Raw genomic sequence first — 24,847 nt, 5'->3', positions numbered from 1 at the left:
GGGGCACCGGATCCGTGCAGTCAGCTCACGACGCGAGGCCTCGTGTCGAGTCTCCTCCACGCGGGCGCGCCAAGAACACCTGGAACGGCTGTCTGACGTTACGCTGCGCGACCCCACCGGGTCAAACCAGGAGACGTGAGATACCTCGCGGCGCGGGGTGCCGCACCGTCGCGGTCGCCACGGCATCCTCCGGGCGCTGAGAGCAGGCTCACCCTACAACCCACAGCCTGTGGACAACTATGTGGACGAGGGGTTCCCATGGCACGATCGACCTCAGCATCACCACACCCGTGACCTTCCTTCGTCGGCGCACCCCGCCCGGCCCGTCAGCGCGCGCTCGACGGTCGGCTCCGCGCGCCGACGCACACCCTCGACCTGTGAGGAACTGCCCGTGGCCAACCCGGACGAGAACATCGCCGACGTCTGGGTGCAGACCCTGAGCATCCTCGAGGCGAGCCCGGACATCACGCCACGGCAGATCGCCTTCATCCGCCTCGCCAAGCCTCTCGCGATCCTGGACGACACGGTCTTCATCGCGGTGCCGCACGAGCAGACCCGCACCTATCTCGAGACCCGCGTGCGCGACGAGCTCGTGACGGCGATGTCGTCGTGCCTCGGCCGCGACGTCCGCTTCGGGATCACGGTGGACCCGGAGCTCAGCTCGGACCCGGTCGTCGCTCCCGCGTCCCGCCCCGCCGTCGAGCGGCCGTACATCGAGCCGGACGACGGCCTGCCCGACCTCCCGCCCCCTCCCCCGCCCCGACCGCAGGCCGAGCCGAGCAGGCTCAACCCCAAGTACGTCTTCGAGACGTTCGTCATCGGGTCGTCGAACCGGTTCGCGCACGCCGCGGCCGTCGCGGTGGCGGAGGCACCCGCCAAGGCCTACAACCCGCTGTTCATCTACGGAGACTCGGGTCTCGGCAAGACGCACCTGCTGCACGCGATCGGCCACTACGCGCACAACCTGTACCCCAACGTCCGCGTGCGCTACGTGAACTCGGAGGAGTTCACCAACGACTTCATCAACTCCATCGGCGAGGGCAAGGCCGGCGCGTTCCAGCGCCGCTACCGGGACGTCGACGTGCTGCTCATCGACGACATCCAGTTCCTCCAGGGCAAGGAACAGACGATGGAGGAGTTCTTCCACACCTTCAACGCCCTGCACAACGCCAACAAGCAGGTCGTCATCACGTCCGACCTCCCGCCCAAGCAGCTCAACGGGTTCGAGGACCGGCTCCGTTCCCGGTTCGAGTGGGGTCTCATCACCGACGTCCAGCCGCCGGACCTCGAGACCCGCATCGCGATCCTGCGGAAGAAGGCGTCGAGCGAGCGGCTCGCCGCCCCGGACGACGTGCTCTCCTACATCGGGTCTCGCATCTCGACGAACATCCGCGAGCTCGAGGGCGCGCTGATCCGCGTGACCGCCTTCGCGAACCTGAACCGGCAGCAGGTGGACCTCCCGCTCGCCGAGATCGTCCTCAAGGACCTCATCACCGACGAGGACAGCGCCGAGATCACCCCTGCCGCGATCATCGCGCAGACGGCCGCGTACTTCGGCCTGACGATCGACGACCTCTGCGGGAGCTCGCGCTCGCGCGTCCTGGTCACGGCACGGCAGATCGCCATGTACCTGTGCCGCGAGCTGACCGACCTGTCCCTGCCGAAGATCGGGCAGCAGTTCGGCGGCCGCGACCACACGACGGTCATGCACGCGAACCGCAAGATCACCGAGCAGATGGCCGAGCGACGGTCGACCTACAACCAGGTCACGGAGCTGACGAGCAGGATCAAGCAGCAGCACCGAGGCTGAGACGCGATGTCGGGCCCGGCCGCGCATCCCGTGGTCCGGGCCGTGGTCCACCGCGCTCCGGGACGCCCGCTCGTCGCCGTCCCGAGCGACCCCCACAGATCCACAGAGATGCCCACCGGGGTGCATCATCCTGTGGATACAGCCCTCCCGAACGACACACGAGGCCCGCGACGCCCTTCGCACGCCTTCGTACACAGCGTGTGGGTCGAGTTGTCCACAGTCATCCACAGGCCACCTGTGCGTTGTGACATCCGCGTGATCTGGCGATCTTCGGTCGACCACACGGCGCAGCGGCGCCCCACGATCGGCGCAGTATCGTGCGTTTTCCCCGGTACTGCTGTGGAAACGGCACGTCGTGCACAGACTGTGGACGGCACCCGGACCACTCCGCTGTGCACGCTTCTGTGGATAACTGTGGACGACAGGCCCTACGGTGTGGACGACGAGGCGCCGATCGGTGGACGGCGTGTGGGGACAGATCGTCCACCCACAGGCCGTGCGACTTTCCCACAGCGGGGCCACGGGTTCGTCCACACGCATTTCTGCCGCTTGACCTGCGACGACACCCGTTTTCCACGCATTCCACAACCCCTATGACGACGACGAAGGTTTGATCTAGGGGGAAATTCCACACGCCTTCATCAGGCTCCGGCGGCCGACCCGCGCCTCCGCCCGACCACCGACCCGACCACGATGCCGCACCCACCACCAGACGGCCGTCGACGAGCGTCGGGACGCACGGCGCGCACGGGTCGACGCCACGACGCGATCAGCGCACGGGACCATCCACAGGCCCGTCGTTCCAGTTCCTCCCGACCGGCTCCTCGCGTAGGGTTCATGCACGACACGTGTGCGCGGACCTGCGACCCGAGCTCCTCGCGTCCACCGCCCACGGGCCTTCCCGCGAGCGGCCAGGACGCGCCCGGCCCGACGACGGTCCGGGCGCCGAGGCGGGGCCGGACGGCACATGTGAAGATCGAGTCCGATCAGGACGTTGGGACGAGAGGGTGTGGGATGAAGTTCCGGGTTGAGCGTGATGTCCTGGCCGACGCGGTGACCTGGACGGCGCGGACCCTGCCGACCCGCCCACCGGCCCCGGTGCTCGCCGGCGTGCGGCTCGAGGCGGACGCGTCCGGGACGATCGGCCTGTCGAGCTTCGACTACGAGGTCTCGGCCCGCTCGGAGATCCCCGCCGAGGTGAGCGAGCCCGGCACGGTGCTCGTGTCCGGCCGTCTGCTCGCCGAGATCTCCCGCGCGCTCCCCGCGAAGCCGGTCGACGTCGTCCTCGAGGGCAACAAGGTCACGGTGACGTGCGGCGCGAGCCGCTTCACGCTCCTCACCATGCCTGTGGACGAGTACCCGGCGCTGCCCGCCATGCCCGAGCTCTCCGGCACCGTCTCCGGCGACGAGCTGACGAACGCCGTCGCGCAGGTCACGGTGGCGGCGAGCCGCGACGACACGCTCCCCCTGCTCACCGGCGTACGGGTGGAGATCGAGGGCGAGAAGATCACGCTCCTCGCCACGGACCGCTACCGCCTGGCGCTCCGCGAGCTCACGTGGACCCCGGTCACCCCCAGCTACTCGGCGGTCGCCCTCGTCCGCGCCCGCACGCTCAACGACGTGGCGAAGTCTCTCGGCAGCTCGGGTCTCGTGAACGTCGGCCTGAACACGGGCGCCGGGGTCGACCTCATCGGCTTCGAGGCCGGAGGCCGCCACACCACGTCGCAGCTCGTCGACGGGGACTACCCGGCGGTCCGCCGGCTGTTCCCCGACGAGACCCCGATCCACGCGGTCGTCCCGACGGCCCCGCTCATCGACGCGGCCAAGCGCGTGTCGCTCGTCGCCGAGCGCAACACGCCGATCCGGCTGTCGTTCACGGACGGGCAGGTCGTGCTCGACGCGGGCCAGGGAGACGACGCGCAGGCGTCCGAGGCGCTGGAGGCGGTGCTCGTGGGCGAGGACATCTCGGTGGCGTTCAACCCGCAGTTCCTCCTCGACGGTCTCGGAGCCCTCGGCACGGACTTCGTGCGCCTGAGCTTCACACACCCGAACAAGCCCGTGGAGTTCACCGGGCAGGACTCGCTCGACGGCGAGGACTCGTCGCACTACCGCTACCTGCTCGTGCCGATCCGCTTCGCGGGCTGACCCGCGAGGACCGCTCTCGCACCACCGCCCCGACCGCATCACCGCACCCCGGAGGACTCGCATGGTCACGCGCATCGGACTCGTCGGCCTCGGCAAGATGGGCAACAACATGCGGGCGCGCATCCGCGCCGCCGGCATCGAGGTGGTGGGTTACGACCCGCGGCCCGAGGTGTCGGACGTCGCGACCCTCGCCGAGCTCGTCGCGGCCCTGCCCGACGACGGCCCGCGGATCGTGTGGGTCATGGTCCCGGCGGGCGAGCCGACCCGGAGCGTCGTGACCGAGCTGGGCGGCCTGCTCGGCGCGGGCGACTTCGTCATCGAGGGCGGCAACTCGTACTACGCCGAGGACCAGGCGCGTGCCGCCGAGCTGAGCGAGAAGGGCGTCGGCTACCTCGACGTCGGCGTCTCCGGCGGGGTCTGGGGGCTCGAGAACGGCTACGGCCTCATGGTGGGCGGCGACCGCACGCACGTCGAGGCCGCCATGCCGGTGTTCGACGCCCTGCGCCCGGAGGGGCCGCGCGAGGAGGGCTTCGTCCACGCGGGCGAGGTCGGCGCCGGGCACTTCGCGAAGATGGTCCACAACGGCATCGAGTACGGCCTCATGCAGGCCTACGCGGAGGGCTACGAGCTCCTCGCCGCGAAGAGCGGGCTGGTCAAGGACGTGCACGGCACGATGAAGGCCTGGACGCGCGGCACGGTCGTGCGGTCCTGGCTCCTCGACCTCTTCGTGAAGGCGCTCGAGGAGGACCCGCAGCTCGCCGCGATCGACGACTGGGTCGACGACTCGGGCGAGGGCCGCTGGACGGTCGACGAGGCCATCGACAACGCCGTTCCGCTGCCCGTGATCTCGGCGGCGCTGTTCGCGCGCTTCGCCTCGCGCCAGGAGCAGTCCCCGGCCCTCAAGGCCGTCGCCGCGCTGCGCCAGCAGTTCGGCGGGCACGCCGTGAAGGCCGCCGACCCGGCCTGACCGGTCGGCCGTCCCCGGCACGTCCTCGCGATGTACGTCTCCCACCTGTCCCTCGTCGACTTCCGCTCCTACGAGTCCGTCGACGTCGAGCTCGCCCCGGGCGTGAACGCCCTCGTCGGGCAGAACGGTCAGGGCAAGACGAACCTCGTCGAGGCGATCGGGTACGTGGCGACGCTCGCGAGCCATCGGGTCGCCGGGGACGCGGCGCTCGTGCGCGCGGGGGCCACGCGCGCCGTCGTCCGGACGCGGGTCGTCCGGGGCGACCGGGCGAGCACCGTCGAGCTGGAGATCGCCTCCGGCCGGGCGAACCGGGCGCGGATCAACCGGTCGCCCGCGAAGCGGCCGCGCGACGTCCTCGGCATCGTGCGGACCGTCCTCTTCGCGCCCGAGGACCTCGCGCTCGTCAAGGGCGACCCGGACGGTCGTCGCCGGTTCCTCGACCAGCTCGCCGTGCTCCTGGTGCCGCGGGTCGCCGCGCTCCTCGCGGACTACGAGCGCGTGCTGCGCCAGCGCGGGGCGCTCCTCAAGTCCGCGACCGCGCTCCGGGGGCGCGGCCGCGGGGCGCGCCGTCCCCTGGCCGCGGAGCCACCGCCCGACGACGACGCGCCCGAGGGCGCGCCCTCCCCCCTCGCGACGCTCGAGGTCTGGGACGCGCGGCTCGCGAGCCTCGGTGCCGAGATCACGGCGCTGCGCCTCCAGCTCGTCGCGGCCCTGACGCCGTACGTCGCGGAGGCGTACGAGCAGGTCAGCGCCGGGCAAGGCGAGGCACGGATCGCCTACCGGTCCTCGGTCGACGAGGCGCTCGACCCGGACGGGGCCGTCGGCGGCACGCCCGCCCCGGGCGAGCCGGACCGGGACGGCGACGGACCGCCGTCGGGGCTCCCCGACGCACCGACGCTCGAGAAGCGCATGCTGGATGCCATGCGGGCGGTGCGGGCGAAGGAGATCGAGCGCGGGGTGAACCTCGTGGGACCTCACCGGGACGACGTCGTCCTCACCCTCGGCGGGCTTCCCGCGAAGGGCTACGCGAGCCACGGCGAGTCCTGGTCGTTCGCCCTCGCGCTGCGTCTCGCGTCGTACCGGCTCCTCCGGGACGGGGCGCCGGCGGGACTGGACTCCCTCCTGTGGGCGGACCAGTGGGGTCCCGACGGCGAGCCGGTCCTCGTGCTCGACGACGTGTTCGCCGAGCTCGACGTCCGGCGCCGCGAACGGCTGGCCGAGCTCGTCGCGGACGCGGGCCAGGTCATCATCACCGCGGCGGTGCCCGACGACGTGCCCGCCCTCCTGGACGGAGCGCGGTTCGTCGTGCAGGACGGGACGGTGAGCCGTGCCGAACCGTGACGCGACGCCGGGCGCCGAGCCGTCGGACGCCGTGGAGGACCGGGACGGCGCGGAGCCTCGCGCCACGGGCCTGCCCGTGGGGGACATCGTGGAGCTCACGCCGCCTGCGGAGGTGGCGCGGCAGGCGCTCAACCGGGCGAAGGCGGCGGCCCGGGCCAAGGGCCTGCGGCCCGGCCAGGAGCCACGGCGTCGGATCCTGGCCGACCCGCCGACGTCGGGCGCTCGACCGGGTGGTCGCGACCCGCAGCTCCTGGGCGACGTCGTCGCGCGCCTGCTGCGCGAGCGCGACTGGGTCGCCGACGTGTCGGTGGGGGGCGTCGTCGGGCGGTGGCGCGAGGTGGTCGGGGACCAGGTCGCGGACCACTGCGAGCCCGAGACCTTCGAGGACAAGGTGCTCGTCGTCCGGGCGGACTCGACGGCCTGGGCGACGCAGGTACGCCTGCTCGCACCACAGCTCCTCGAGCGGCTCGCGCACGAGGTCGGCGAGGGCGTCGTGGAGACGGTCACGGTCCTCGGGCCCGCGGGCCCGAGCTTCCGGCGGGGGAAGAAGTCCGTCCGCGGGCCGGGCCCGCGCGACACCTGGGGCTGAGTGCCCGACGGCGCGTCCTCACGCCGTCCTGCGGGCCGCGTCCGGGCGTGGGTCGCCGGAGACGACGAGGCCCGCCGTGACCGGGGGCACGGCGGGCCTCGCGGGGGTGACCGGGTCAGGTCACCGCGTCGGCGTCAGGACTGCACGCGGCGACGCAGCCAGAACACCAGGGCACCGCCGCCGACGAGCAGGGCGGCGAACGCCGCGGCACCGGCGACGGTCGCGCCCGTCGTGGCGAGCGCGGGGCCGGCCGGCTCGGCGGGGCCGGCGACGTTCTCGACCGCCACCGGGGCGACCGGCGGGTTGGCGCAGGCGCTCGTCGTCGGCGGGTAGGAGACGACCTTCGAGTAGGACGGGTTCACCTCGAAGAGGACCTCCACGCCGTCACGTGTCCACGCGTAGTTGCCCTCGGTCTCGGTGTACGACCCGTCATCGTTGCGCACGAAACCGGGCCACTGCCGGGGCTCCTCGGCGGAGGCGCCCGGCCACAGGATCGTGCCGCTCAGCGGCTGGTCCGTCATGACGTAGCTCTCGCCGCCGCTGGGGTGCAGGAACGTGATCGTGAGCGGGTTCTCGTCGTCGACGGTGACCCCGGCGGGCAGCGCGACCTCGTAGCCGAGGTACGGGACGTCGCCCTGGCAGACCGCCTCGATCGTGCCCGGCACGAGCGCGCACGCCTCGTCGCCGGGCTGCAGCTTCTCGAGCGGGAAGACTGCGGAGCGCCCGTCCGGTGCCACGACGTAGCCGAGCTGCGCGGTATCCGGAGAGAAGGTGAGGTTGTCGTCCGTCAGCTCGGCGAGCACGCCGTCAGCGGTCGGGCTGTAGACGATCTCTGCGGAGTCGGACGGCAGGTTGTCCTCCGTGAGCTCGGCCTCGCACGTGGTGAGCGCGTCCGGGACCGTCGGGGTCGCGGTCTTCCCCGGCGTGGGGCCGGGCGTGGGGCGGTCGTCGCACGATCCGGCGGGGAGCAGGTCCACGAGCTCCGCGTGGTCCCATTCGATGAGCGTGCCCTCGGGGAACGGGTTGAGGTGCTTCCCGTCCTTCGAGTACTGGACCTCGCGAGGCACGTCCTCCAGGCCACCCGGAAGGTCGACCAGGTCCTGCTGGACGCCCCAGGCGGTGCAGAGCTCGTCGAGCTCCACCTGGGGAACGGCCTGCAGCACGGTCTCCAGCGTGAGGGGCTGGACGAGCCAGCCGGCCTTGTCCCTGGGGTTCGCCGGCCGATCGATCTCGGCGCTCGTGACGATCCGCTGCAGCCCGGAGTTCTCCCAGGCCGCGGGCTGGTCCGCGCGGAGCTTGGGGTACACGTACACCGCGACTTGGACGGAGTCGTCGTCGGGGACGTCGCAGGCCTCGGTCGTGCCGGACTTCGTGACGTCGTACTGGGTCCCGTCCTTGCCGTCCGGCGCGTCGACGGCCACGCTCCACGTGTGGCTCGTCGTCCCGTCGAGCGGGTACGACTTCTCGAACCGGCCGGTGAACTGCGCCTTCTCGAGGATCTTGCCGTCGACCGTGACGGTGACGTCGTTGCTCTTGGCGGGGTACTGCGTGAGCTTGACCGAGAGCGTGGAGCACGACGCCGAGATCTGCGGCGTGTGGGCGGAGGCGGGGGCAGCGGTGGCCACGAGCAGGCCACCGAGCGCGAGCGCTGTCGCCGCAGCGCTCGCGAGGAGTCTCTTCACGAGGTGAGGGTCCCTTCGGAGTGAGGCCGCCCGCACGCGGATCACTCCTGCGCGGACGACGCGCGAATCATGATGGTGTGTGGTATTAGACCACTTTCAGCGCGAAATGCCGATTCCCGACTTGTCCCGAAGGGAGCGTTCCCACGCCCGGGTCGTGGGAGCGTTCCTCCGGGGCTCCGGCGGCCGTGCGGAGGCATCGCTCCCACCGGTGGACAAAGGCTGTGGACAACTGTGTGGAGGAGTCTCGACGGCGACGCGCGGATCACGTCGGGAATGCCGGTTCAGCCGTCCCCAGGAGGGCCACAATCCGCGGAATTCGGCTCGTGGCGGGTAGACTGGGGAGGTCATTCCGGGTCTGTTCACCACCCGCGCGCGCAGCCCTTCCGAGGAGGTGCGGCCGGCCGTCCACGGCCGGTCGTCCCCCGTGGCGGAGGAGCCGACGTCGACCGTGGTACGGGCCCGGAACCCTTGAGCAGCGGCGACCGCTTCCGCACGAACGCGGGCGCAGCGTGCACGACGACGAGGAGCAGTCCTGCCCGTGGCAGACCACACCGACACCGCCATCTCCGACCCGACGGCGTCCGCGGAGGCGGCACCCTCGGCGGACGGCGGCTACGACGCGAGCAACATCACCGTCCTCGAGGGCCTCGAGGCGGTCCGCAAGCGTCCGGGCATGTACATCGGCTCGACCGGCGAGCGGGGCCTCCACCACCTTGTGTACGAGATTGTGGATAACTCTGTGGACGAGGCCCTCGCCGGGCACGCGGACACGATCGACGTGACGCTCCTGGCCGACGGCGGCGTCCGCGTCGTCGACAACGGCCGCGGCATCCCCGTCGCGATCCACCCGACCGAGGGCAAGCCGACGCTCGAGGTCGTCATGACGATCCTCCACGCGGGCGGCAAGTTCGGTGGCGGCGGGTACGCCGTCTCCGGCGGTCTGCACGGCGTCGGCATGTCCGTCGTCAACGCGCTCTCGACGCGCATGGTGTCCGAGGTCCGTCGCGACGGGTACTCGTGGCGCCAGGAGTTCACCGAGGGCGGCAACCCGGTGACGCCCGTCGAGCGGCTCGAGCCGTCGGACGAGACGGGCACCACGCAGACGTTCTGGGCCGACCCGGAGATCTTCGAGACGACCGAGTACGACTTCGAGACCCTGCGGGCCCGCTTCCAGCAGATGGCCTTCCTCAACAAGGGCCTGCGCATCACGCTGACGGACGAGCGTCCCGCCCACCTCGACACGGGTGACGAGGTCACCGGCGGCGACGGCGCGGCCGACGCGGACGGCGTCTCCGAGGCGGACGACGCGACCCCGGGCGCGTCCACGCCTGCTCGCACCGTCTCGTACAAGTACGACGGCGGCCTCGTGGACTACGTCACCCACCTCAACGCGGCGAAGAAGGTCGAGCTCGTCCACCCCGACGTCATCGACTTCGAGTCGGAGGACACCGAGAAGCGCATCTCCGTGGAGATCGCGATGCAGTGGACCAGCTCGTACTCCGAGTCCGTCCACACGTACGCGAACACGATCTCCACGACGGAGGGCGGCACGCACGAGGAGGGCTTCCGCGCGGCGATGACCTCGCTGGTCAACCGGTACGCGCGCGACAAGGGCATCCTCAAGGAGAAGGACGACAACCTCACGGGCGACGACATCCGCGAAGGCCTGACCGCCGTCGTCTCCGTCAAGCTCGGCGAGCCCCAGTTCGAGGGCCAGACCAAGACGAAGCTCGGCAACACCGAGGCGAAGACGTTCGTCCAGCGCGTCGTCCACGAGCAGCTCACGGACTGGTTCGACTCGCACCCGAACGAGGGGCGCGACGTCATCCGCAAGGCGATCCAGGCGTCGCAGGCGCGGCTCGCCGCCCGCAAGGCGCGCGAGGCGACCCGGCGCAAGGGCCTGCTGGAGTCGGGCGGCATGCCCGGCAAGCTGCGCGACTGCCAGTCGAACCGCGCCGAGGAGTGCGAGATCTTCATCGTCGAGGGCGACTCCGCCGGTGGTTCCGCCGTCCGCGGTCGCAACCCGCGGACGCAGGCGATCCTCCCGATCCGCGGCAAGATCCTCAACGTCGAGCGCGCGCGCCTCGACCGGGCCCTGTCCAACCAGGAGGTCCAGTCGATCATCACCGCGTTCGGCACGGGCATCGGCGAGGACTTCGACCTCACCAAGCTCCGCTACCACAAGATCGTGCTCATGGCCGACGCCGACGTCGACGGCCAGCACATCGCGACGCTCCTGCTCACGCTGCTCTTCCGGTACATGCGCCCCCTCATCGAGAACGGGCACGTGTACCTCGCACAGCCGCCGCTGTACCGGCTCAAGTGGTCGAACGCCCCGCACGACTACGTCTACTCGGACAAGGAGCGCGACGCGTTCCTCGCGTCCGGGCAGGCCGCGGGCAAGCGGATCCCCAAGGAGAACGGGATCCAGCGCTACAAGGGTCTGGGCGAGATGGACTACTCGGAGCTGTGGGACACGACCATGGACCCGGAGCACCGCACGCTCAACCAGGTCACCCTGGACGACGCCGCGGCCGCGGACGAGATCTTCTCCGTCCTCATGGGCGAGGACGTCGAGTCCCGCCGCAGCTTCATCCAGCGCAACGCGAAGGACGTGCGGTTCCTTGACATCTGAGCAGCCGGTGCCCGCGCCCCGCGGGCGACCGGCCCTCGGACGCGCCCCGGCGTCGTCCGCGGCAGACACAGAGCCAGCCACCGAGCGCAGCGAGCACGCAGAGACGAACGAGCGAGGTAGACCGTGACCGACGAGCAGAACCCCGAGACCGAGCCCACCGCCCCCGGCGACGGGGACGAGGCGGTCGTGCACGCGGACGGCACGGCGGTCGCGGTGCACCACGGGCGCATCGAGCAGGTCGACCTCCAGCTCGAGATGCAGCGGTCGTACCTCGACTACGCGATGAGCGTCATCGTCGGGCGCGCGCTGCCCGACGTCCGGGACGGCCTCAAGCCGGTGCACCGCCGCGTGCTGTACGCGATGTACGACGGCGGCTACCGCCCGGACCGGTCGTACTCGAAGTGCTCGCGCGTCGTCGGCGACGTCATGGGCAAGTTCCACCCGCACGGCGACAGCGCGATCTACGACGCGCTCGTGCGCCTGGTGCAGGACTGGTCGCTGCGCTACCCACTGGTCGCGGGCCAGGGGAACTTCGGCTCGCCCGGCAACGACCCGGCGGCCGCCCCGCGGTACACCGAGTGCCGCATGGCCCCGATCGCCATGGAGATGGTCCGGGACATCGACAAGGACACCGTCGACTTCCAGGACAACTACGACGGCCGCACCCAGGAGCCGGCGGTCCTGCCGTCGCGGTTCCCGAACCTGCTGGTCAACGGCTCGGCGGGCATCGCGGTCGGCATGGCGACGAACATCCCGCCGCACAACCTGCGCGAGGTCGCCGAGGGCGTCCAGTGGCACCTGGACCACCCCGAGGCGAGCCGCGAGGAGCTCCTCGCGGCGCTCCTGCTGCGCATCAAGGGTCCGGACTTCCCGACCGGCGCGACGATCCTCGGCCACAAGGGCATCGAGGAGGCGTACCGGACCGGCCGCGGGTCGATCACGATGCGAGCGGTGGTCAACGTCGAGGAGATCCAGGGCCGCGTGTGCCTGGTCGTCACCGAGCTCCCCTACCAGGTGAACCCGGACAACCTCGCCGCGAAGATCGCCGACCTCGTCAAGGACGGCCGCGTCCAGGGCATCGCCGACATCCGCGACGAGACGTCGGGCCGCACGGGCCAGCGCCTCGTGATCGTGCTCAAGCGCGACGCGGTGGCGAAGGTCGTGCTCAACAACCTGTACAAGCACACGCAGCTCCAGGACACGTTCGGCGCGAACATGCTCGCGCTCGTCGACGGCGTCCCGCGCACCCTGAGCCTCGACGCGTTCGTCCGGCACTGGACGACGCACCAGCTCGACGTCGTCGTGCGGCGCACCCGGTACCTGCTCGCCGAGGCCGAGCGCAGCATCCACATCCTGCGCGGCTACCTCAAGGCGCTGGACCTGCTCGACGAGGTCATCGCGCTCATCCGCCGCTCCCCCGACGCCGACGAGGCCCGCGCGGGCCTCATGGGGCTGCTGGGCGTGGACGAGATCCAGGCGACGGCGATCCTCAACCTCCAGCTCCGCCGTCTGGCGGCGCTCGAGCGGCAGCGCATCATCGACGACCACGACGAGCTCGAGCGCAAGATCCTCGACTACGAGGACATCCTCGCCAAGCCGGAGCGCCAGCGGTCGATCGTCGGCGACGAGCTGGGCGAGATCGTCGCCAAGTACGGGGACGAGCGTCGGACGACGATCCTCCCGTTCGACGGCGAGGTCTCGATCGAGGACCTCATCGCCGAGGAGGAGATGGTCGTCACGATCACCCGCGGCGGCTACGTGAAGCGCACGCGCAGCGACAGCTACCGCGCGCAGAAGCGCGGCGGCAAGGGCGTGCGCGGCGCGCAGCTGCGCGAGGACGACATCGTCGACCACTTCTTCGTGACGACGACGCACCACTGGCTGCTGTTCTTCACGAACCTGGGGCGGGTCTACCGCGCCAAGGCGTACGAGCTGCCCGAGGGCGGCCGCGACGCCAAGGGCCAGCACGTGGCGAACCTCCTCGCGTTCCAGCCCGGCGAGAAGATCGCCCAGGTCCTCGACCTGCGCGACTACGGCGCCGCGGAGTACCTGGTGCTCGCCACGCGGCGCGGTCTGGTCAAGAAGACGCGGCTGTCGGAGTACGACTCGCCCCGCTCGGGCGGGCTCATCGCGATCAACCTCCGCGAGGACGAGTCGGGCACGCCCGACGAGCTCGTCGCGGCGCTCCTCGTGGACGCCGACGACGACCTCATCCTCGTCTCGCGCAAGGGCCAGTCGATCCGGTTCCCGGCGGGCGACGACACGATGCGACCGCTGGGCCGCGCGACGTCGGGCGTGACGGGCATGAAGTTCCGCGAGGGCGACGAGCTCCTCTCGGCCGACGTCGTCGAGGAGGGTTCCGACCTCTTCGTCGTGACCGAGGGCGGGTTCGCGAAGCGCACGCGGATCGACGAGTACCGGGTCCAGGGCCGTGGCGGTCTGGGCATCAAGGTCGCGAACCTGGTGGAGGCTCGTGGAGATCTCGTGGGGGCTCTGGTGACAGAGGCCGACGACGAGGTGCTGGTGATCATGGAACGCGGGAAGATCGTGCGGTCCGCGGTCGACGAGGTGAACCTCACGGGCCGCAACACGCAGGGGGTGACGTTCGCGAAGCCCGACAAGGGCGACCGCATCATCGCGGTCGCGCGGAACGTCGAGCGTCGCCTCGGAGAGGATCGGGATACCGTGGAGGGCGAGGACGGGACCGGCACGGCCCCGGGCGGCACCGACACGAGCAGCGCACCGACCACCGACCCGACCGCCTCGTCCGACGAGGCGAGCGGGACCGAGCCGGCCCCCGGAACCACCGAGGAAACCAGATGAGCAGCGAGAACAACGCACCGCCGACGATCACGCCCCGGCTGACCGTGCCGCGTCCCGACACGGACCCGGCCTCGCGCGCCGGGGGTGCGCCCGCGCCGAGCAAGCACGGGGAGTCGAACGGCGCGTCGAACGGTGCGGCGTCGGGCGCCGTCCCGCCGCCTCCCCCGCCCCCGCCGCCGGGCCAGTCTGCGGGCCGGGCCCCGAGCCAGGCCGCCCCGGAGCGCGGGGTCGACGACGACGGCATGGAGCGCGCGTCCGGCGAGAGTCGCGTCGCGGTCGCCCGCGCCGGCGCCGTGAAGGCTGCCGCCGCGGCCATCGCCGCGGCGAAGAGCGCGGCCAAGAAGGTCTCGGCGGCGGTCCCGGCCGCTCCGGCGGAGACCGACCCCCAGCCCGGCCACGACGAGATCGACGACGAGACGGTGAGGCGCGTGCCCACGACCAGCGCGGCAGCGCCGAGCGCCCCAGCGGCGTCCACGAACACCCCGGTGCCGGCGGCGATGCACTACTCCGCCGCGGGCGTCTCCGGATCGGCGACCCCCCTCACCGGTGCGACGCCCGCCGTCGGCCCGGCGACGGGCGCGACGCCCACGGTGCGGCACGACGGCGGCCCGCGCCGCGTCCGGCTCGCGGTCTCGCGCATCGACCCCTGGTCCGCGATGAAGCTCGGCTTCCTGCTCGCCGTCGCGATCGGCATCATGACCGTCGTCGCGACGGCCGTGGTCTGGTACGTCCTCGACGGGATGATGGTCTTCGCGAAGATCGAGGACCTGTTCACGCAGATCGTCGGGACCGAGACGGACGTGGACATCCAGCAGTACGTCGCGTTCGGGCGTGTGATCTCCATCGCCACGCTGCTCGGCGTGGTGAACGTGGTGATCATCACCGCGCTGTCGACGATCATGGCGTTCCTGTACAACATCGTCGCCGCGCTGGTGGGCGGCGTGCACCTCACGCTCACCGACGACTGACCGAGGACGGCTCCCGGACCGGGGGCCACGGGCCCTCGGTTTGGGTCTGCGGCTCCCGGTGGGGTAACCTCAATCGCTGCCTGCGAGCGGAGCGGCCCCCCGGGGCTGTCCGGCGAGGCGCGTACGGGCCTATAGCTCAGACGGTTAGAGCGCTTCCCTGATAAGGAAGAGGTCAGAGGTTCAAGTCCTCTTAGGCCCACTGCCGAACCCACTCGAGGGGGAACGTCATGAAGAAGCTTCTCGTCCTGCTCCTCGCCGCCGGCGCCGGATATCTCCTGTGGCGCAAGTACACGGAGGACAACGCCGAGCGTGACCTCTGGGCAGAGGTCACCGACACCTTCGAGTGAGCACGTCTCACTCCTGACCGGCCCCTGGCCGCGTCACCTGGGGCCATGGCGCAATTGGTAGCGCACCTGCTTTGCAAGCAGGGGGTTGGGGGTTCGAGTCCCCCTGGCTCCACTCCGTCGACCAGCATCGAGAACTTCGATGCTGGTCGTCTTCGTCTGACACCTCTCTTCGCGAGTGCGCGGCTCCGGCGCGTGCGGCGTGCTCCTCGATGGCGTCGTGGCAAGCTCTCGACGTGGAGAAGCTCGGCCGGCGGCGCGCATGGTTGCTCATGGCCGCGGGAGAGAACCGCGGCCACGGTGGTCATTCGGGCTACGACGATCAGTACGACGCGTACTACTCCTGGGACAGCAACGTGCCCAACCACAAGAACCTTCGGGTGGGCGACCCGATCGCCCTGTGGGACAAGGTGCGCCTCCTCGGCATCTCGGTCATCGAGCAGATCGACACCTCACCGGGCCAGAAGGTGCTCAACAGGTGCCCGGAGTGCGGGACGACGCGAATCTCCCTCCGCAAGAGGGCTACGCCGCGCTATCGGTGCATGAAGTGCGGTGCAGCGTTCGAGGCTGCGAGAGCCGACGTCGCCGAGGTCGAGCTCTACACGGCCCGGTACGACGCTGCGTGGACCTCGCTCGAGGGAGTCCTGGACGAGCACGAGGTCCGCGCGGTCCAGACGAATGCCGTGGACATCAACGCGATGCGTCCGTTGGACTGGGACGCGTTCCGCGACGCGCTCGCCCGCAAGGACGCCGACCGTGCCCTGAGCCGCGTGCAGGGCCGACTCCCGGATGCCGTGTGGAGCGACGGCGCGGGTGTGACGCTGGAGCTCTCGGGTGGGTTTCGCCGTTCGCTCGTGCGCGTCAGACGCGGGCAACGTCAGTTCCGGGCGCATCTCCTGTCGAGCCAGGGAAGCACCTGCGCGTTCACCGGCGGTGCGCCGGAACGAGTCCTCGACGCGGGACACCTCTACAGCTATGCGCGGCTCGGCGAGCACCACGCGCACGGTGGGCTCATGCTTCGCCGTGATATCCACAGGCTGTTCGACGACGGGATGCTCGCCGTCGATCCCACCACCCTGAGGATCGACGTCGACAGCGAGCTCGCGGCGTTCCCGCAGTACGCGTGCCTCGATGGCAGGCCGTTGCAGCTCGACCTCCGAGAACAGCAGGTCGACTGGCTCGGCAAGCACTGGGGCGAGCATCGTGCGACGGCCTCGAGGGCGCCGTAGGACACGCCACTCGGTGACCGGGAGCCCCATCGTCCCGAGACGACGCCGGGCCCACCTTGCGGTGGGCCCGGCGTCGTGCGTGCGTGTCCAGCGTGCCGCTCTGGCGGGGTCAGACGTCGTCGGCCTTCTTGGCCGCGTCCTCCGCGGCGTCCTCGGCCGCCTCGCGGGCCTTCTTGGCGGCGTCGCCCAGGTCGTCCTTCGCGTCCGCGGCGGCGTCCTTGGCGGACGAGGCCGCGCTGCGGGTCGTGCTGCGGGCGCGGCTGGTGGCCTTCTTGGCCGCGTCCTTGGCGTCCGAGACGGCGTCGCTGACGCGGTCGCTGACGTCGTCGCGCACCTCGGCGGCGCGCTCGGCGAGCTTGTCAGTTGCCTCGCGGCCCTTCGCGACGGCGACGCCCGCGGCCTCGCCCAGCGACTCGGCGGCGTCCCCGACGGCGTGCCGGGCGTCGCCGACCACGTCGTCGAAGTGGACCTGCTGCTCCTCCTGCTCCCACGGCTCGGCCCAGGGGTCGGTCGTGGGCTGTGCGCGCCGGTAGAGGACGTAGCCGACGCCCGCGGCCGTGACGCCGCCAGCGATCCACCAGAGGGTGCGGCCCTTGCCCTTCGACGCGTCGGCCTCGGCGGCCTTCGCCGCGGCCTTGTCGGCTGCGGCAGCGAGCTTCGCCGCGGCCTTCTCGGCTGCCTTGTCGGCATGCTTCGCGGCCTTCTTGCCCGCCTTGCCCGCGGTCTTCTGCGCCTGCTTCGCCGCCTCCGCGGCGGCCTTCTGCGCCTCCTTGGCGAGCTTGCGGGCCTTCTTGCCGGTCGCCGCTGCCGTGGCCGCGGACGCGGCGGCGGTCGCCTCGGCCGCGTTGTCGGCCGCGCGCTGGGCGGAGTCGGCGGCGCTGGCGGCGGCGGCGTTGAAGCTGGCGACGATCTTGGGCAGCACCTCGTCGACGAGCTTGTCGTGCGCGGTGTCGATGGCGGGCGCGGCCTTGCCCGCCGCCTTCTCGACGCGCGGTGCGGCGGCCTGGATGCTGTCCTGCCACGCCTTCTCGACGCGCGGCTGGAGCCACTCGAGGAACGCCTCCACCTTGGGCGTCCCCCACTCCTTGGCCTGCACCGCGGCGTCCTTGGCCTGGTCGGCGAGCTGGCTCGCCGCGCTCTGCGCGGTCGCGGCGGCCTGCGCGGCCTGGTCCTTGAGCTTCTCGGTGTCGATCGACTCGAGCGTGTCCTTGACGGAGTCGCTCGCTGAGCGAGAACGGGTCATGCGTGCTCCCCGGGGTCGTCGTCCGACGGGACGAAAGTGTGGATGCGATGGGCGTTTCCGACCACTCTGCCACCACCGTGCCCGCCCCGCGAGACATCGCGTCGGACGGGTCGCGCGCGGGTCTCGTGGGAGGATGGTGCCCATGTTCGCAACCCTCCACACGACCGCAGGTGACATCCGGATCGAGCTCCTGCCGAACCACGCCCCGAAGACGGTGGCGAACTTCGTCGGGCTCGCGCAGGGCACCACGACGTGGTCCGACCCCCGCACCGGCGCAGAGCGCACCGAGCCCTTCTACGACGGCCTGATCTTCCACCGCGTGATCCAGGACTTCATGATCCAGGGCGGCTGCCCGCTGGGCACCGGCACGGGCGGTCCCGGCTACACGTTCAACGACGAGATCCACCCCGAGCTGAAGTTCGACCGCCCCTACCTCCTGGCGATGGCGAACGCGGGCCTGCGCCGCAACCCGGTCACGGGCGAGGCCGAGGGCACCAACGGGTCCCAGTTCTTCATCTCGACGGTGCCGACGCCGTGGCTCAACGGCAAGCACACGATCTTCGGCGAGGTCGCGGACGACGCGTCCCGTGCGGTCGTCGACGCGATCAACGCGACGCCGACCCGCCCGGGCGACCGCCCGCAGGAGGACATCGTCATCACGTCCGTCACGATCGAGGACTGACCATCTCGACGACACCTCCCGGGCCGCCCGGCCCGCCGGCGTACGGGACGGCAGGACCGCACGACGGTCCTGCCGTCCCGCCCGTGTGCCCGCGGCACCCGGACCGGGTGTCGTACGTGCGCTGCCAGCGGTGCGGGCGCCCCGCGTGCCCCGAGTGCCAGCGCCCGGCCGCCGTCGGCGTGCAGTGCGTCGACTGCGTGCGCGACGCCGCCCGGCAGGCGCCGACGCAGCGCACGGCGCTCGGAGGCAAGGTCCGCGGCGGTCCGCCGGTCGTGACGTTCACGATCATCGGCCTGTGCGTGGTGAGCTGGATCCTGCAGCTCGTCGTGGGCAGGGCATGGACGCAGATGTGGTGGTTCGCGCCTGTGGCCGCTGAGGGAGAGGCGTATCGCTTCCTCACGTCGGCGTTCCTGCACTCGACGAGCCCCGTCCACATCCTCTTCAACATGTACGCCCTGTGGGTCACAGGTCCGTTCCTGGAGCAGATGCTCGGTCGCTGGCGCTTCGTCGCGCTCTACGTTCTGTCCGCGATCGGCGGATCGGTCGGCTATCTCCTGCTCGCCGGTGGCCCGCTCAACCCGATGTGGTGCCAAGCTGTCGTCGGCGCCTCGGGTGCTGTTTTCGGCCTGTTCGGCGCGATCCTCCTCGTCCTTCGGAGGACGGGGCGCAACGCGATGCAGATCATCGTGCTCATCGGCATCAACTTCGCGATCGGCCTCTATTTTCCGGGGATCGCCTGGCAGGCGCACCTCGGGGGTCTCGTTGTCGGCCTAGCCCTCGGTGCGGCGTACGCGTACGCGCCCAAGGACCGGCGCGTGATTGTCTCCGGCGCCGCCACGATCGTCGTGGCCGCCGTACTCGCCGTAGCAGCATGGATCACGTACGCGAACGCGGGGCCGGTCTCCATCTGTTTCGCGTGACGTCGACCCGACAACCTGCGAATCCACGGAGTTATCCCCAGAGTTACTCACAGGTGTGGAACTACACGGGTGTTGTTGGCCTACTCCGGGCGAAGCCGGTCTTCGTCCGGGCGCGCAGGAACCCGCTCGTGGCCCGCGGCCCGGACGGCCGACGTCGTGACGGCTACTTCCAGCGCGTGGTGAGCGCGAAGCCCGCGATGATGAACGCGAAGCCGACGCCGAGGTTCCAGGCGCCCAGCGGCGGGATCGGGAGCTGCTTGGGCCCGCTGAGGTAGAACAGCACGATCCACGCCAGCCCGAGGAGCATCAGCCCGAGCATCGTGGGCACGAGCCAGCGCGGGTTGCCCGACTCGGGCTTGGGCACGCTCGGCGGGCGCTGCGGCTTGGGCTTCTTGCGCGACTTCGACTCGGGCACGAGGGTGGGCTCCTGTCCTGGTGGGGTCCGCTGCGGCGGCGTCGGGACGCACCGCGGGAGCGGACGCCTGCCGTCGTCGTGCAGGAACCGTGCATGGCTCGGGCGAAGGTCGTCGACGCGCCGCGGGGCTCCGTGAGAGCACGGGTCCGTCACGATCGTGGACGACGTTCGTCGACTAGCGTAGTGGGCGCACACAATAGGCAGGGACACCGCGCGCGGGCAACGGCCCGGTCGCGGCGACGACGACACGACAGACGCGCGGCCGAGACACGTCGGAGAGACGGTCGACGCCCTCGTCCGCCCAGGAAGGAGACGGTCCGTGAGCGGCACCGACCCCGCCTCCGCGACGCCGGACGAGCCTGCCGCGCCCCCGCGCTCGCGCCGGGTCCGGTCCGCCGTGACGGTCGCCCTCGTCCTCGCGCTCGCCGGCGTCATGTTCACCGCCAACGCGCGCCTCGCCCGGGGCGAGGACTCGCGCCACCCCGAGAACCTCGCCCAGCTCGTCGACCGCGAGTCGGACCGCGTGGCGGACCTCTCGGCCCAGGTCGACGCGCTCACGGAGGAGATCGCGGGACTGTCGCAGACCGGCGACGCGCCGGCCGGCGTCGACCCCGACCTCGCGTCGCGCACCGCCGTCGCGGCGGGCACGACGCCGGTCAGCGGCACGGGCCTGACCGTCACGCTCGACGACGCCCCGCCCGAGGGCAACTACCCGCCGCAGATCCGTCCGGACGACCTCGTCGTGCACCAGCAGGACATCCAGTCCGTCGTCAACGCCCTGTGGGCCGGCGGCGCGGAGGCGATGACGCTCCAGGGGCAGCGGGTGACCGCGACGTCGGCGTTCCGGTGCGCGGGCAACATCCTCCTGCTGCACGGACGCGTGTACTCGCCGCCCTACGTCGTGGAGGCCGTGGGCGACCCGGACGCGCTGCGCGACGCCCTGGAGCGCTCGCCGGGCGTCCAGGTGTACCAGGAGTACGTCGACGCGGTGAACCTGGGCTGGTCGGTCGAGGACGCGTCCGACCTCGAGCTCCCCGGCTACGAGGGTGCGCTCGAGCTCCGCTACGCGCGCCCGTCCGACGCGGTGGCGTCATGACGGCCACCGCGCCCACGCCGGTGCGGCACGCGGGCCGCCGTGCCTCGGGGCGCGGCCCCGTGTCCACGGTCGTCGGCGTCGTCGGGGAGCTGCTCATCACGCTCGGCATCCTGCTGGGGCTGTACGTGGTGTGGCAGCTGTGGTGGACGGACGTGCAGGCCGACCGCGTGCAGGCGCAGGTCCTGGAGGAGATGGACGCGCCCACGCCGGACGCCGGGGACGTCGCGACGACCGTGCGCCGAGACGAGCCGCCGGTCATGGAGGCGCCGGCGCTGGGCGAGGTGTGGGGCACGCTCTACGTGCCGCGGTGGGACGGCAAGATGATGCCGATCGCGGAGGGGACGGACAAGCGCTCGATCCTCGACCAGGCGATGGCCGGGCACTACCCGGAGACGGTCATGCCGGGCGACGTCGGGAACTTCTCGGTCGCGGGGCACCGGCAGACGTACGGCAAGATCTTCCACGACGTGGAGGAGCTCGAGATCGGCGACCCGATCGTCGTGGAGGCCGGCGGGGTCTGGTACGTGTACCGCGTGGACCACATGCAGGCGGTGAAGCCGGACCAGGTGGAGGCCGTGGCGCCCGTCCCGTGGCAGCCCGGCGTCGAGCCGACGGAGCGGTACCTCACCCTGACGACGTGCCACCCGATCGGGCTGAACTCGCTCGTGGCACGGTTCATCGTCAACGCGAAGCTGGACTACTGGATGCCGGTCGAGGACGGCACGCCGCCGGACCTCGTCGGCCAGACGGCTCCTGCCGCTGAAGGGAGCGCGTGATGTACGGGGCGCTGTGGCGCGTGCTGCCCGGGCCCGCGTGGGTCCGGGTGCTGATCCTGCTCGTCCTCGCGGCCGCCGTCGTGCTCGCGTGCTTCGAGTGGCTGTTCCCGATCGTGTCCGAGTACATGCCGTTCAACGACCCCAACATCCAGACCGACGCCGCCGGCGCAGCGTCCGTGGAGGCCCCGCGATGACCCACCCGACCCGCATCCTCGTCGTGGACAACTACGACTCGTTCGTCTACACGATCGTGGGCTACCTCGACCAGCTCGGCGCCCAGACCGTCGTCGTGCGCAACGACGCCGTGCCCGAGCCCGACGCCGAGGGCCGGTTCCACGACGCCGACGGGACCGTCTTCGACGGCGTCCTCGTCTCGCCCGGGCCCGGGACGCCCAAGGAGGCCGGCCAGAGCGAGCAGGTCATCCGTGCGTGCGCGACCTCGCGCACGCCGATGCTCGGCGTGTGCCTCGGCCACCAGGCGCTCGCCGAGGTGTACGGCGCGACGGTCACGCACGCCCCCGAGCTCATGCACGGCAAGACGAGCCTCGTCGAGCACGAGGGCGAGGGCGTCCTCGCCGGGCTCCCCGACCCGTTCACCGCGACGCGCTACCACTCGCTCGCCGTCGTGAGCGACACGGTGCCCGCCGAGCTCGAGGTGACCGCCTCGACCGCCGGCGGCGTCATCATGGGCCTGCAGCACCGCGACCTGCCCCTGCACGGCGTCCAGTTCCACCCGGAGTCCGTGCTCACCGAGGGCGGCCACCGCCTGCTCGCGAACTGGCTCGAGGCCTGCGGGCTCGACGGCGCCGTCGAGCGCTCGGCGGGCATGGCACCGCTGGTCCGCCAGTAGACCCGGGAGCCGACCCGTCCGCGGGCCACGACACGGGCCCAGGACTCCGGCGCCGCTGGTCCCGGCTGCTGACCGCTCGTCCTCCGGACGACGACGGGCCCCCACCTCGCGAGGTGGGGGCCCGTTCGTCATACCGAGCCGGGCGGCGCGTCAGCCGTCGTTGTTCCCGCCGCCGCCTCCGCCGCCTCCGCCGCCCCCAGCGCCGGGGCCGCCGCCGTTGTCGCCACCGGTCGACGGGCCGGGGCCGGTCGAGACGATGAGCGAGACCTGGGTGCCGACGGGAACCTCGGAGCCACCCCGTGGGTCCGAGCCGATGACCGTGCCGGCGGGCCACTGGTCGGACTCCTGGGTCTGCCGGGTGCCCACGTTGAGCTCCGCGCCGCCGAGCGCGTCCGCCGCCTGGTCCTCGGTCATCCCGACGAGGTTGGACGGGACCGTCGTCGTCTCCGCGGCACGCGGGATCGCGACCTTGAGGGTCACGCGCGACCCCTGGGGGACGCTCCCGGCGTTGGGCTGCTGCGAGAGGACCTGGTTCTCGGCCTCGTCGGACTCCTCGTCGCTGCGGTCGACCCCGAGACCGAGGGCCTCGATCGTCGCCTTCGCGGCGTCGAACTGCTGACCGGTGACGTCAGGCAGGGTGACGAGCCCGCTCGACACGAACAGGTTGACCGTCGACCCGGCGGGCACGGACTGGCCCGCGCCCGGGGCCGTCCGCGTCACGGACCCCTTCGCGACGTCCGGGGAGTCCTCCGTGGCGACGTCGCCGACGTTGAGACCGTTGTCCGCGAGGTACTGCCGGGCCTCCTCCTGGGTCTTGCCCTTGAGATCCTGCAGCGTGACGGCGTCCGGTCCGGCGGAGAAGAACGCCGTGACCGTCACGCCGAGCTCCTGGGTGGTGCCTCCCGCCGGGTCGGTCTTCGTGAACGTCCCCTCGGGCTCGGTCGACTCCTGGTCGATGGCCTGCGCGTACTCGAAGCCGGCGTCGGTGATCGCCTTCTCGGCCTCCTCGGGCGTGATCGGCGCCGAGAGCGTCGGGACCGTGCCCGTCGTCGGCTCCTCCTCGCCCTGGCTGTTGATGAGGAGCATCGTGATGATCGCCGCGAGGGCGAGCACGCCGATCGCGATGAGGGTCCACATGAGGCCCTTGCGGCTCTTGGGCTCCTCCTCGTCCTCCCCCGGGACCTCGTCCCCGGGCGGGACGGCCGGTGCGACGCTCGTCGCCCACGGATTCGGGGCGGCCGCTGCGGGCGCCATGACCTGCGTCGCGGACTCGACCATCGTCGGCTGGAGGTCGGCGGCCGCGGCCGCGGCACCGAGGCCCGCCGCGGCGGCGGCGACCCCGAGCGCAGGGGCCGTGATCGCCCCGCCGCGCACGGCGTTCTCGAGGTCGGCGCGGAACTCGGCCGCGTTCGAGTAGCGGGCCGTGCGGTCCTTGGCGAGCGCCTTGAGCGTGATGCGGTCCAGGACCTCGGGGACGTCCGGCGCGACGGCGCTCGGCGTCGCCGGGGCCTCGCGCACGTGCTGGTAGGCCACCGCGACGGGCGAGTCGCCGATGAACGGCGGGCGGCCGGTGAGCAGCTCGTAGAGCAGGCAGCCGGTGGAGTACAGGTCGGAGCGGGCGTCGACCGTCTCGCCGCGCGCCTGCTCCGGCGAGAGGTACTGGGCGGTGCCGATGACGGCCTGCGTCTGCGTCATCGTCGCGGCCGAGTCCGCCATCGCGCGGGCGATGCCGAAGTCCATGACCTTGACCGCGCCCGTGGGCGTGATCATGACGTTCGCGGGCTTGATGTCGCGGTGCACGATCCCGGCGTGGTGCGAGTACTCGAGCGCCGCGAGCACGCCCGCCGTGATCTCGACGGCCTCGTCGATGGGGACGGCCTGGCCGTCGCGCAGGATGTCGCGGACCGTGTGGCCCTCGACGTACTCCATGACGATGAACGGGACGTGCACCGAGTTGCCGGTGGCGTCCGCGTGGACGTCCTCGCCCGTGTCGTACACCGCGACGATCGCGGGGTGGTTGAGGGACGCCGCGGCCTGGGCCTCGCGGCGGAAGCGCGCGAGGAAGGTGGGGTCGCGGGCGAGGTCGGACCGCAGGATCTTGATCGCGACCGTGCGACCGAGGCGGTTGTCGTGCCCGATGTGCACCTCGGCCATGCCACCACGGCCGATGAGCTCACCGACCTGGTAGCGCCCGGCAAGCACTCGGGGAGCGTTGTCCACCACTCATTCGTCCTTCGGTGTCGTCGGAGCCGCGGGCGCGTCCGCGCGCGGCACATCTGGCGCAATCATCCCACTGGAGGGCGTCCGGGAAAGCCGGGAACACAACGATGTC

Annotated in this window: 20 protein-coding genes and 2 tRNA genes; 18 read left to right on the top strand and 4 right to left on the bottom strand. The window is 71.5% G+C overall.

Annotation, left to right across the window (positions count from 1 at the left end):
* Positions 1–391: 391 nt before the first annotated feature.
* The 5 genes from dnaA to ABWU78_RS07405 all read left to right on the top strand — a co-directional run bounded on the left by dnaA (position 392) and on the right by ABWU78_RS07405 (position 6,852).
* The gene (gene dnaA, locus ABWU78_RS07425) at positions 392–1,810 is read left to right on the top strand and encodes a chromosomal replication initiator protein DnaA (protein WP_253051590.1); all 1,419 of its coding nucleotides are present in this window, start codon (positions 392–394) and stop codon (positions 1,808–1,810) included.
* A 1,014-nt stretch (positions 1,811–2,824) separates the two neighbouring features.
* Positions 2,825–3,955 (top strand): DNA polymerase III subunit beta, encoded by a 1,131-nt coding sequence (gene dnaN / locus ABWU78_RS07420; RefSeq protein ID WP_141389782.1) that lies wholly within the window; start codon positions 2,825–2,827, stop codon positions 3,953–3,955.
* Between the two features lie 61 nt (positions 3,956–4,016).
* A complete protein-coding gene (gene gnd, locus ABWU78_RS07415) occupies positions 4,017–4,922 on the top strand; it encodes a phosphogluconate dehydrogenase (NAD(+)-dependent, decarboxylating) (protein WP_253051591.1) in 906 nt (301 codons plus the stop codon).
* Between the two features lie 30 nt (positions 4,923–4,952).
* Complete coding sequence (recF, locus tag ABWU78_RS07410) at positions 4,953–6,263, top strand: DNA replication/repair protein RecF (RefSeq protein ID WP_353706950.1); 1,311 nt, start codon at positions 4,953–4,955, stop codon at positions 6,261–6,263.
* 88 nt (positions 6,264–6,351) lie between these two features.
* Positions 6,352–6,852: a DUF721 domain-containing protein gene (locus ABWU78_RS07405; protein WP_375823488.1), complete on the top strand. Its 501-nt coding sequence runs from the start codon at positions 6,352–6,354 to the stop codon at positions 6,850–6,852.
* Positions 6,853–6,986: 134 nt separating this feature from the next.
* On the opposite strand, the gene ABWU78_RS07400 is transcribed toward ABWU78_RS07405, so the two are convergent.
* Positions 6,987–8,534 carry a hypothetical protein gene (locus ABWU78_RS07400; RefSeq protein WP_253051594.1) on the bottom strand — a complete coding sequence of 516 codons (1,548 nt, stop codon included), beginning with the start codon at positions 8,532–8,534 and terminating at the stop codon, positions 6,987–6,989.
* A 562-nt stretch (positions 8,535–9,096) separates the two neighbouring features.
* On the opposite strand from ABWU78_RS07400, the gene gyrB reads away from it, so the two are divergent.
* From gyrB to ABWU78_RS07365, 7 genes are all read left to right on the top strand, one after another.
* On the top strand, positions 9,097–11,169 hold the full coding sequence (gene gyrB, locus ABWU78_RS07395; RefSeq protein ID WP_253052478.1) for a DNA topoisomerase (ATP-hydrolyzing) subunit B: 2,073 nt from the start codon (positions 9,097–9,099) through the stop codon (positions 11,167–11,169).
* 186 nt (positions 11,170–11,355) lie between these two features.
* Complete coding sequence (gyrA, locus tag ABWU78_RS07390; protein WP_253052480.1) at positions 11,356–13,992, top strand: DNA gyrase subunit A; 2,637 nt, start codon at positions 11,356–11,358, stop codon at positions 13,990–13,992.
* Entirely contained in the window at positions 13,989–14,960 is a 972-nt protein-coding gene (locus tag ABWU78_RS07385) for a DUF3566 domain-containing protein (protein ID WP_439157988.1), read from the top strand. Before gyrA ends, ABWU78_RS07385 begins: the two co-directional genes overlap by 4 nt.
* A gap of 125 nt (positions 14,961–15,085) precedes the next feature.
* A tRNA-Ile gene (locus ABWU78_RS07380) sits at positions 15,086–15,159 on the top strand.
* 28 nt (positions 15,160–15,187) lie between these two features.
* The gene (locus ABWU78_RS07375; protein ID WP_208863433.1) at positions 15,188–15,307 is read left to right on the top strand and encodes a DLW-39 family protein; all 120 of its coding nucleotides are present in this window, start codon (positions 15,188–15,190) and stop codon (positions 15,305–15,307) included.
* 39 nt (positions 15,308–15,346) lie between these two features.
* A tRNA-Ala gene (locus ABWU78_RS07370) sits at positions 15,347–15,419 on the top strand.
* A 121-nt stretch (positions 15,420–15,540) separates the two neighbouring features.
* A complete protein-coding gene (locus ABWU78_RS07365; RefSeq protein ID WP_253051596.1) occupies positions 15,541–16,533 on the top strand; it encodes an HNH endonuclease signature motif containing protein in 993 nt (330 codons plus the stop codon).
* A gap of 109 nt (positions 16,534–16,642) precedes the next feature.
* Here the strand turns inward: ABWU78_RS07365 and ABWU78_RS07360 are convergent, their stop codons facing one another.
* On the bottom strand, positions 16,643–17,776 hold the full coding sequence (locus ABWU78_RS07360; RefSeq protein WP_253051597.1) for a hypothetical protein: 1,134 nt from the start codon (positions 17,774–17,776) through the stop codon (positions 16,643–16,645).
* A 142-nt stretch (positions 17,777–17,918) separates the two neighbouring features.
* Between ABWU78_RS07360 and ABWU78_RS07355 the strand changes: the two genes are divergently transcribed.
* Together ABWU78_RS07355 and ABWU78_RS07350 are read left to right on the top strand one after the other, a co-directional pair.
* Positions 17,919–18,458 carry a peptidylprolyl isomerase gene (locus ABWU78_RS07355; RefSeq protein WP_439157987.1) on the top strand — a complete coding sequence of 180 codons (540 nt, stop codon included), beginning with the start codon at positions 17,919–17,921 and terminating at the stop codon, positions 18,456–18,458.
* A gap of 197 nt (positions 18,459–18,655) precedes the next feature.
* Positions 18,656–19,378: a rhomboid family intramembrane serine protease gene (locus ABWU78_RS07350; protein WP_439157986.1), complete on the top strand. Its 723-nt coding sequence runs from the start codon at positions 18,656–18,658 to the stop codon at positions 19,376–19,378.
* Positions 19,379–19,541: 163 nt separating this feature from the next.
* On the opposite strand, the gene ABWU78_RS07345 is transcribed toward ABWU78_RS07350, so the two are convergent.
* Complete coding sequence (locus tag ABWU78_RS07345) at positions 19,542–19,793, bottom strand: cell division protein CrgA (RefSeq protein WP_087470436.1); 252 nt, start codon at positions 19,791–19,793, stop codon at positions 19,542–19,544.
* 319 nt (positions 19,794–20,112) lie between these two features.
* On the opposite strand from ABWU78_RS07345, the gene ABWU78_RS07340 reads away from it, so the two are divergent.
* The 4 genes from ABWU78_RS07340 to ABWU78_RS07325 are packed head-to-tail and all read left to right on the top strand — an operon-like array spanning position 20,113 to position 22,515.
* On the top strand, positions 20,113–20,889 hold the full coding sequence (locus ABWU78_RS07340) for a DUF881 domain-containing protein (RefSeq protein WP_439157985.1): 777 nt from the start codon (positions 20,113–20,115) through the stop codon (positions 20,887–20,889).
* Positions 20,886–21,665, top strand: a complete 780-nt coding sequence (locus tag ABWU78_RS07335) for a class E sortase (protein ID WP_439157984.1) — start codon at positions 20,886–20,888, stop codon at positions 21,663–21,665. The genes ABWU78_RS07340 and ABWU78_RS07335 overlap by 4 nt, the downstream gene beginning before the upstream one ends.
* Positions 21,665–21,859 (top strand): hypothetical protein, encoded by a 195-nt coding sequence (locus ABWU78_RS07330; RefSeq protein WP_353706957.1) that lies wholly within the window; start codon positions 21,665–21,667, stop codon positions 21,857–21,859. The genes ABWU78_RS07335 and ABWU78_RS07330 overlap by 1 nt, the downstream gene beginning before the upstream one ends.
* Positions 21,856–22,515 carry an aminodeoxychorismate/anthranilate synthase component II gene (locus ABWU78_RS07325; protein ID WP_253051603.1) on the top strand — a complete coding sequence of 220 codons (660 nt, stop codon included), beginning with the start codon at positions 21,856–21,858 and terminating at the stop codon, positions 22,513–22,515. Before ABWU78_RS07330 ends, ABWU78_RS07325 begins: the two co-directional genes overlap by 4 nt.
* A gap of 150 nt (positions 22,516–22,665) precedes the next feature.
* Here the strand turns inward: ABWU78_RS07325 and pknB are convergent, their stop codons facing one another.
* Positions 22,666–24,738 (bottom strand): Stk1 family PASTA domain-containing Ser/Thr kinase, encoded by a 2,073-nt coding sequence (gene pknB / locus ABWU78_RS07320; protein WP_439157983.1) that lies wholly within the window; start codon positions 24,736–24,738, stop codon positions 22,666–22,668.
* Positions 24,739–24,847: the final 109 nt, after the last annotated feature.

The organism is Cellulosimicrobium sp. CpK407 (assembly GCF_051844275.1).
In the GTDB taxonomy this organism is placed as follows: domain Bacteria; phylum Actinomycetota; class Actinomycetes; order Actinomycetales; family Cellulomonadaceae; genus Cellulosimicrobium; species Cellulosimicrobium cellulans_G.
The sequence above is the reverse complement of the archived record's forward strand: the minus strand, read 5'-3'. Positions and strand labels throughout refer to the sequence as shown.

Excerpts from the sequence above, each read along its gene's own strand:
- ABWU78_RS07335 (WP_439157984.1), top strand. The coding sequence starts at position 20,886 with ATGACGGCCACCGCGCCCACGCCGGTGCGGCACGCGGGCCGCCGTGCC.
- ABWU78_RS07330 (WP_353706957.1), top strand. The coding sequence starts at position 21,665 with ATGTACGGGGCGCTGTGGCGCGTGCTGCCCGGGCCCGCGTGGGTCCGG.
- ABWU78_RS07355 (WP_439157987.1), top strand. The coding sequence starts at position 17,919 with ATGTTCGCAACCCTCCACACGACCGCAGGTGACATCCGGATCGAGCTC.
- ABWU78_RS07385 (WP_439157988.1), top strand. The coding sequence starts at position 13,989 with ATGAGCAGCGAGAACAACGCACCGCCGACGATCACGCCCCGGCTGACC.
- gnd (WP_253051591.1), top strand. The coding sequence starts at position 4,017 with ATGGTCACGCGCATCGGACTCGTCGGCCTCGGCAAGATGGGCAACAAC.
- ABWU78_RS07325 (WP_253051603.1), top strand. The coding sequence starts at position 21,856 with ATGACCCACCCGACCCGCATCCTCGTCGTGGACAACTACGACTCGTTC.
- ABWU78_RS07375 (WP_208863433.1), top strand. The coding sequence starts at position 15,188 with ATGAAGAAGCTTCTCGTCCTGCTCCTCGCCGCCGGCGCCGGATATCTC.
- ABWU78_RS07360 (WP_253051597.1), bottom strand. The coding sequence starts at position 17,776 with ATGACCCGTTCTCGCTCAGCGAGCGACTCCGTCAAGGACACGCTCGAG.
- dnaN (WP_141389782.1), top strand. The coding sequence starts at position 2,825 with ATGAAGTTCCGGGTTGAGCGTGATGTCCTGGCCGACGCGGTGACCTGG.
- recF (WP_353706950.1), top strand. The coding sequence starts at position 4,953 with ATGTACGTCTCCCACCTGTCCCTCGTCGACTTCCGCTCCTACGAGTCC.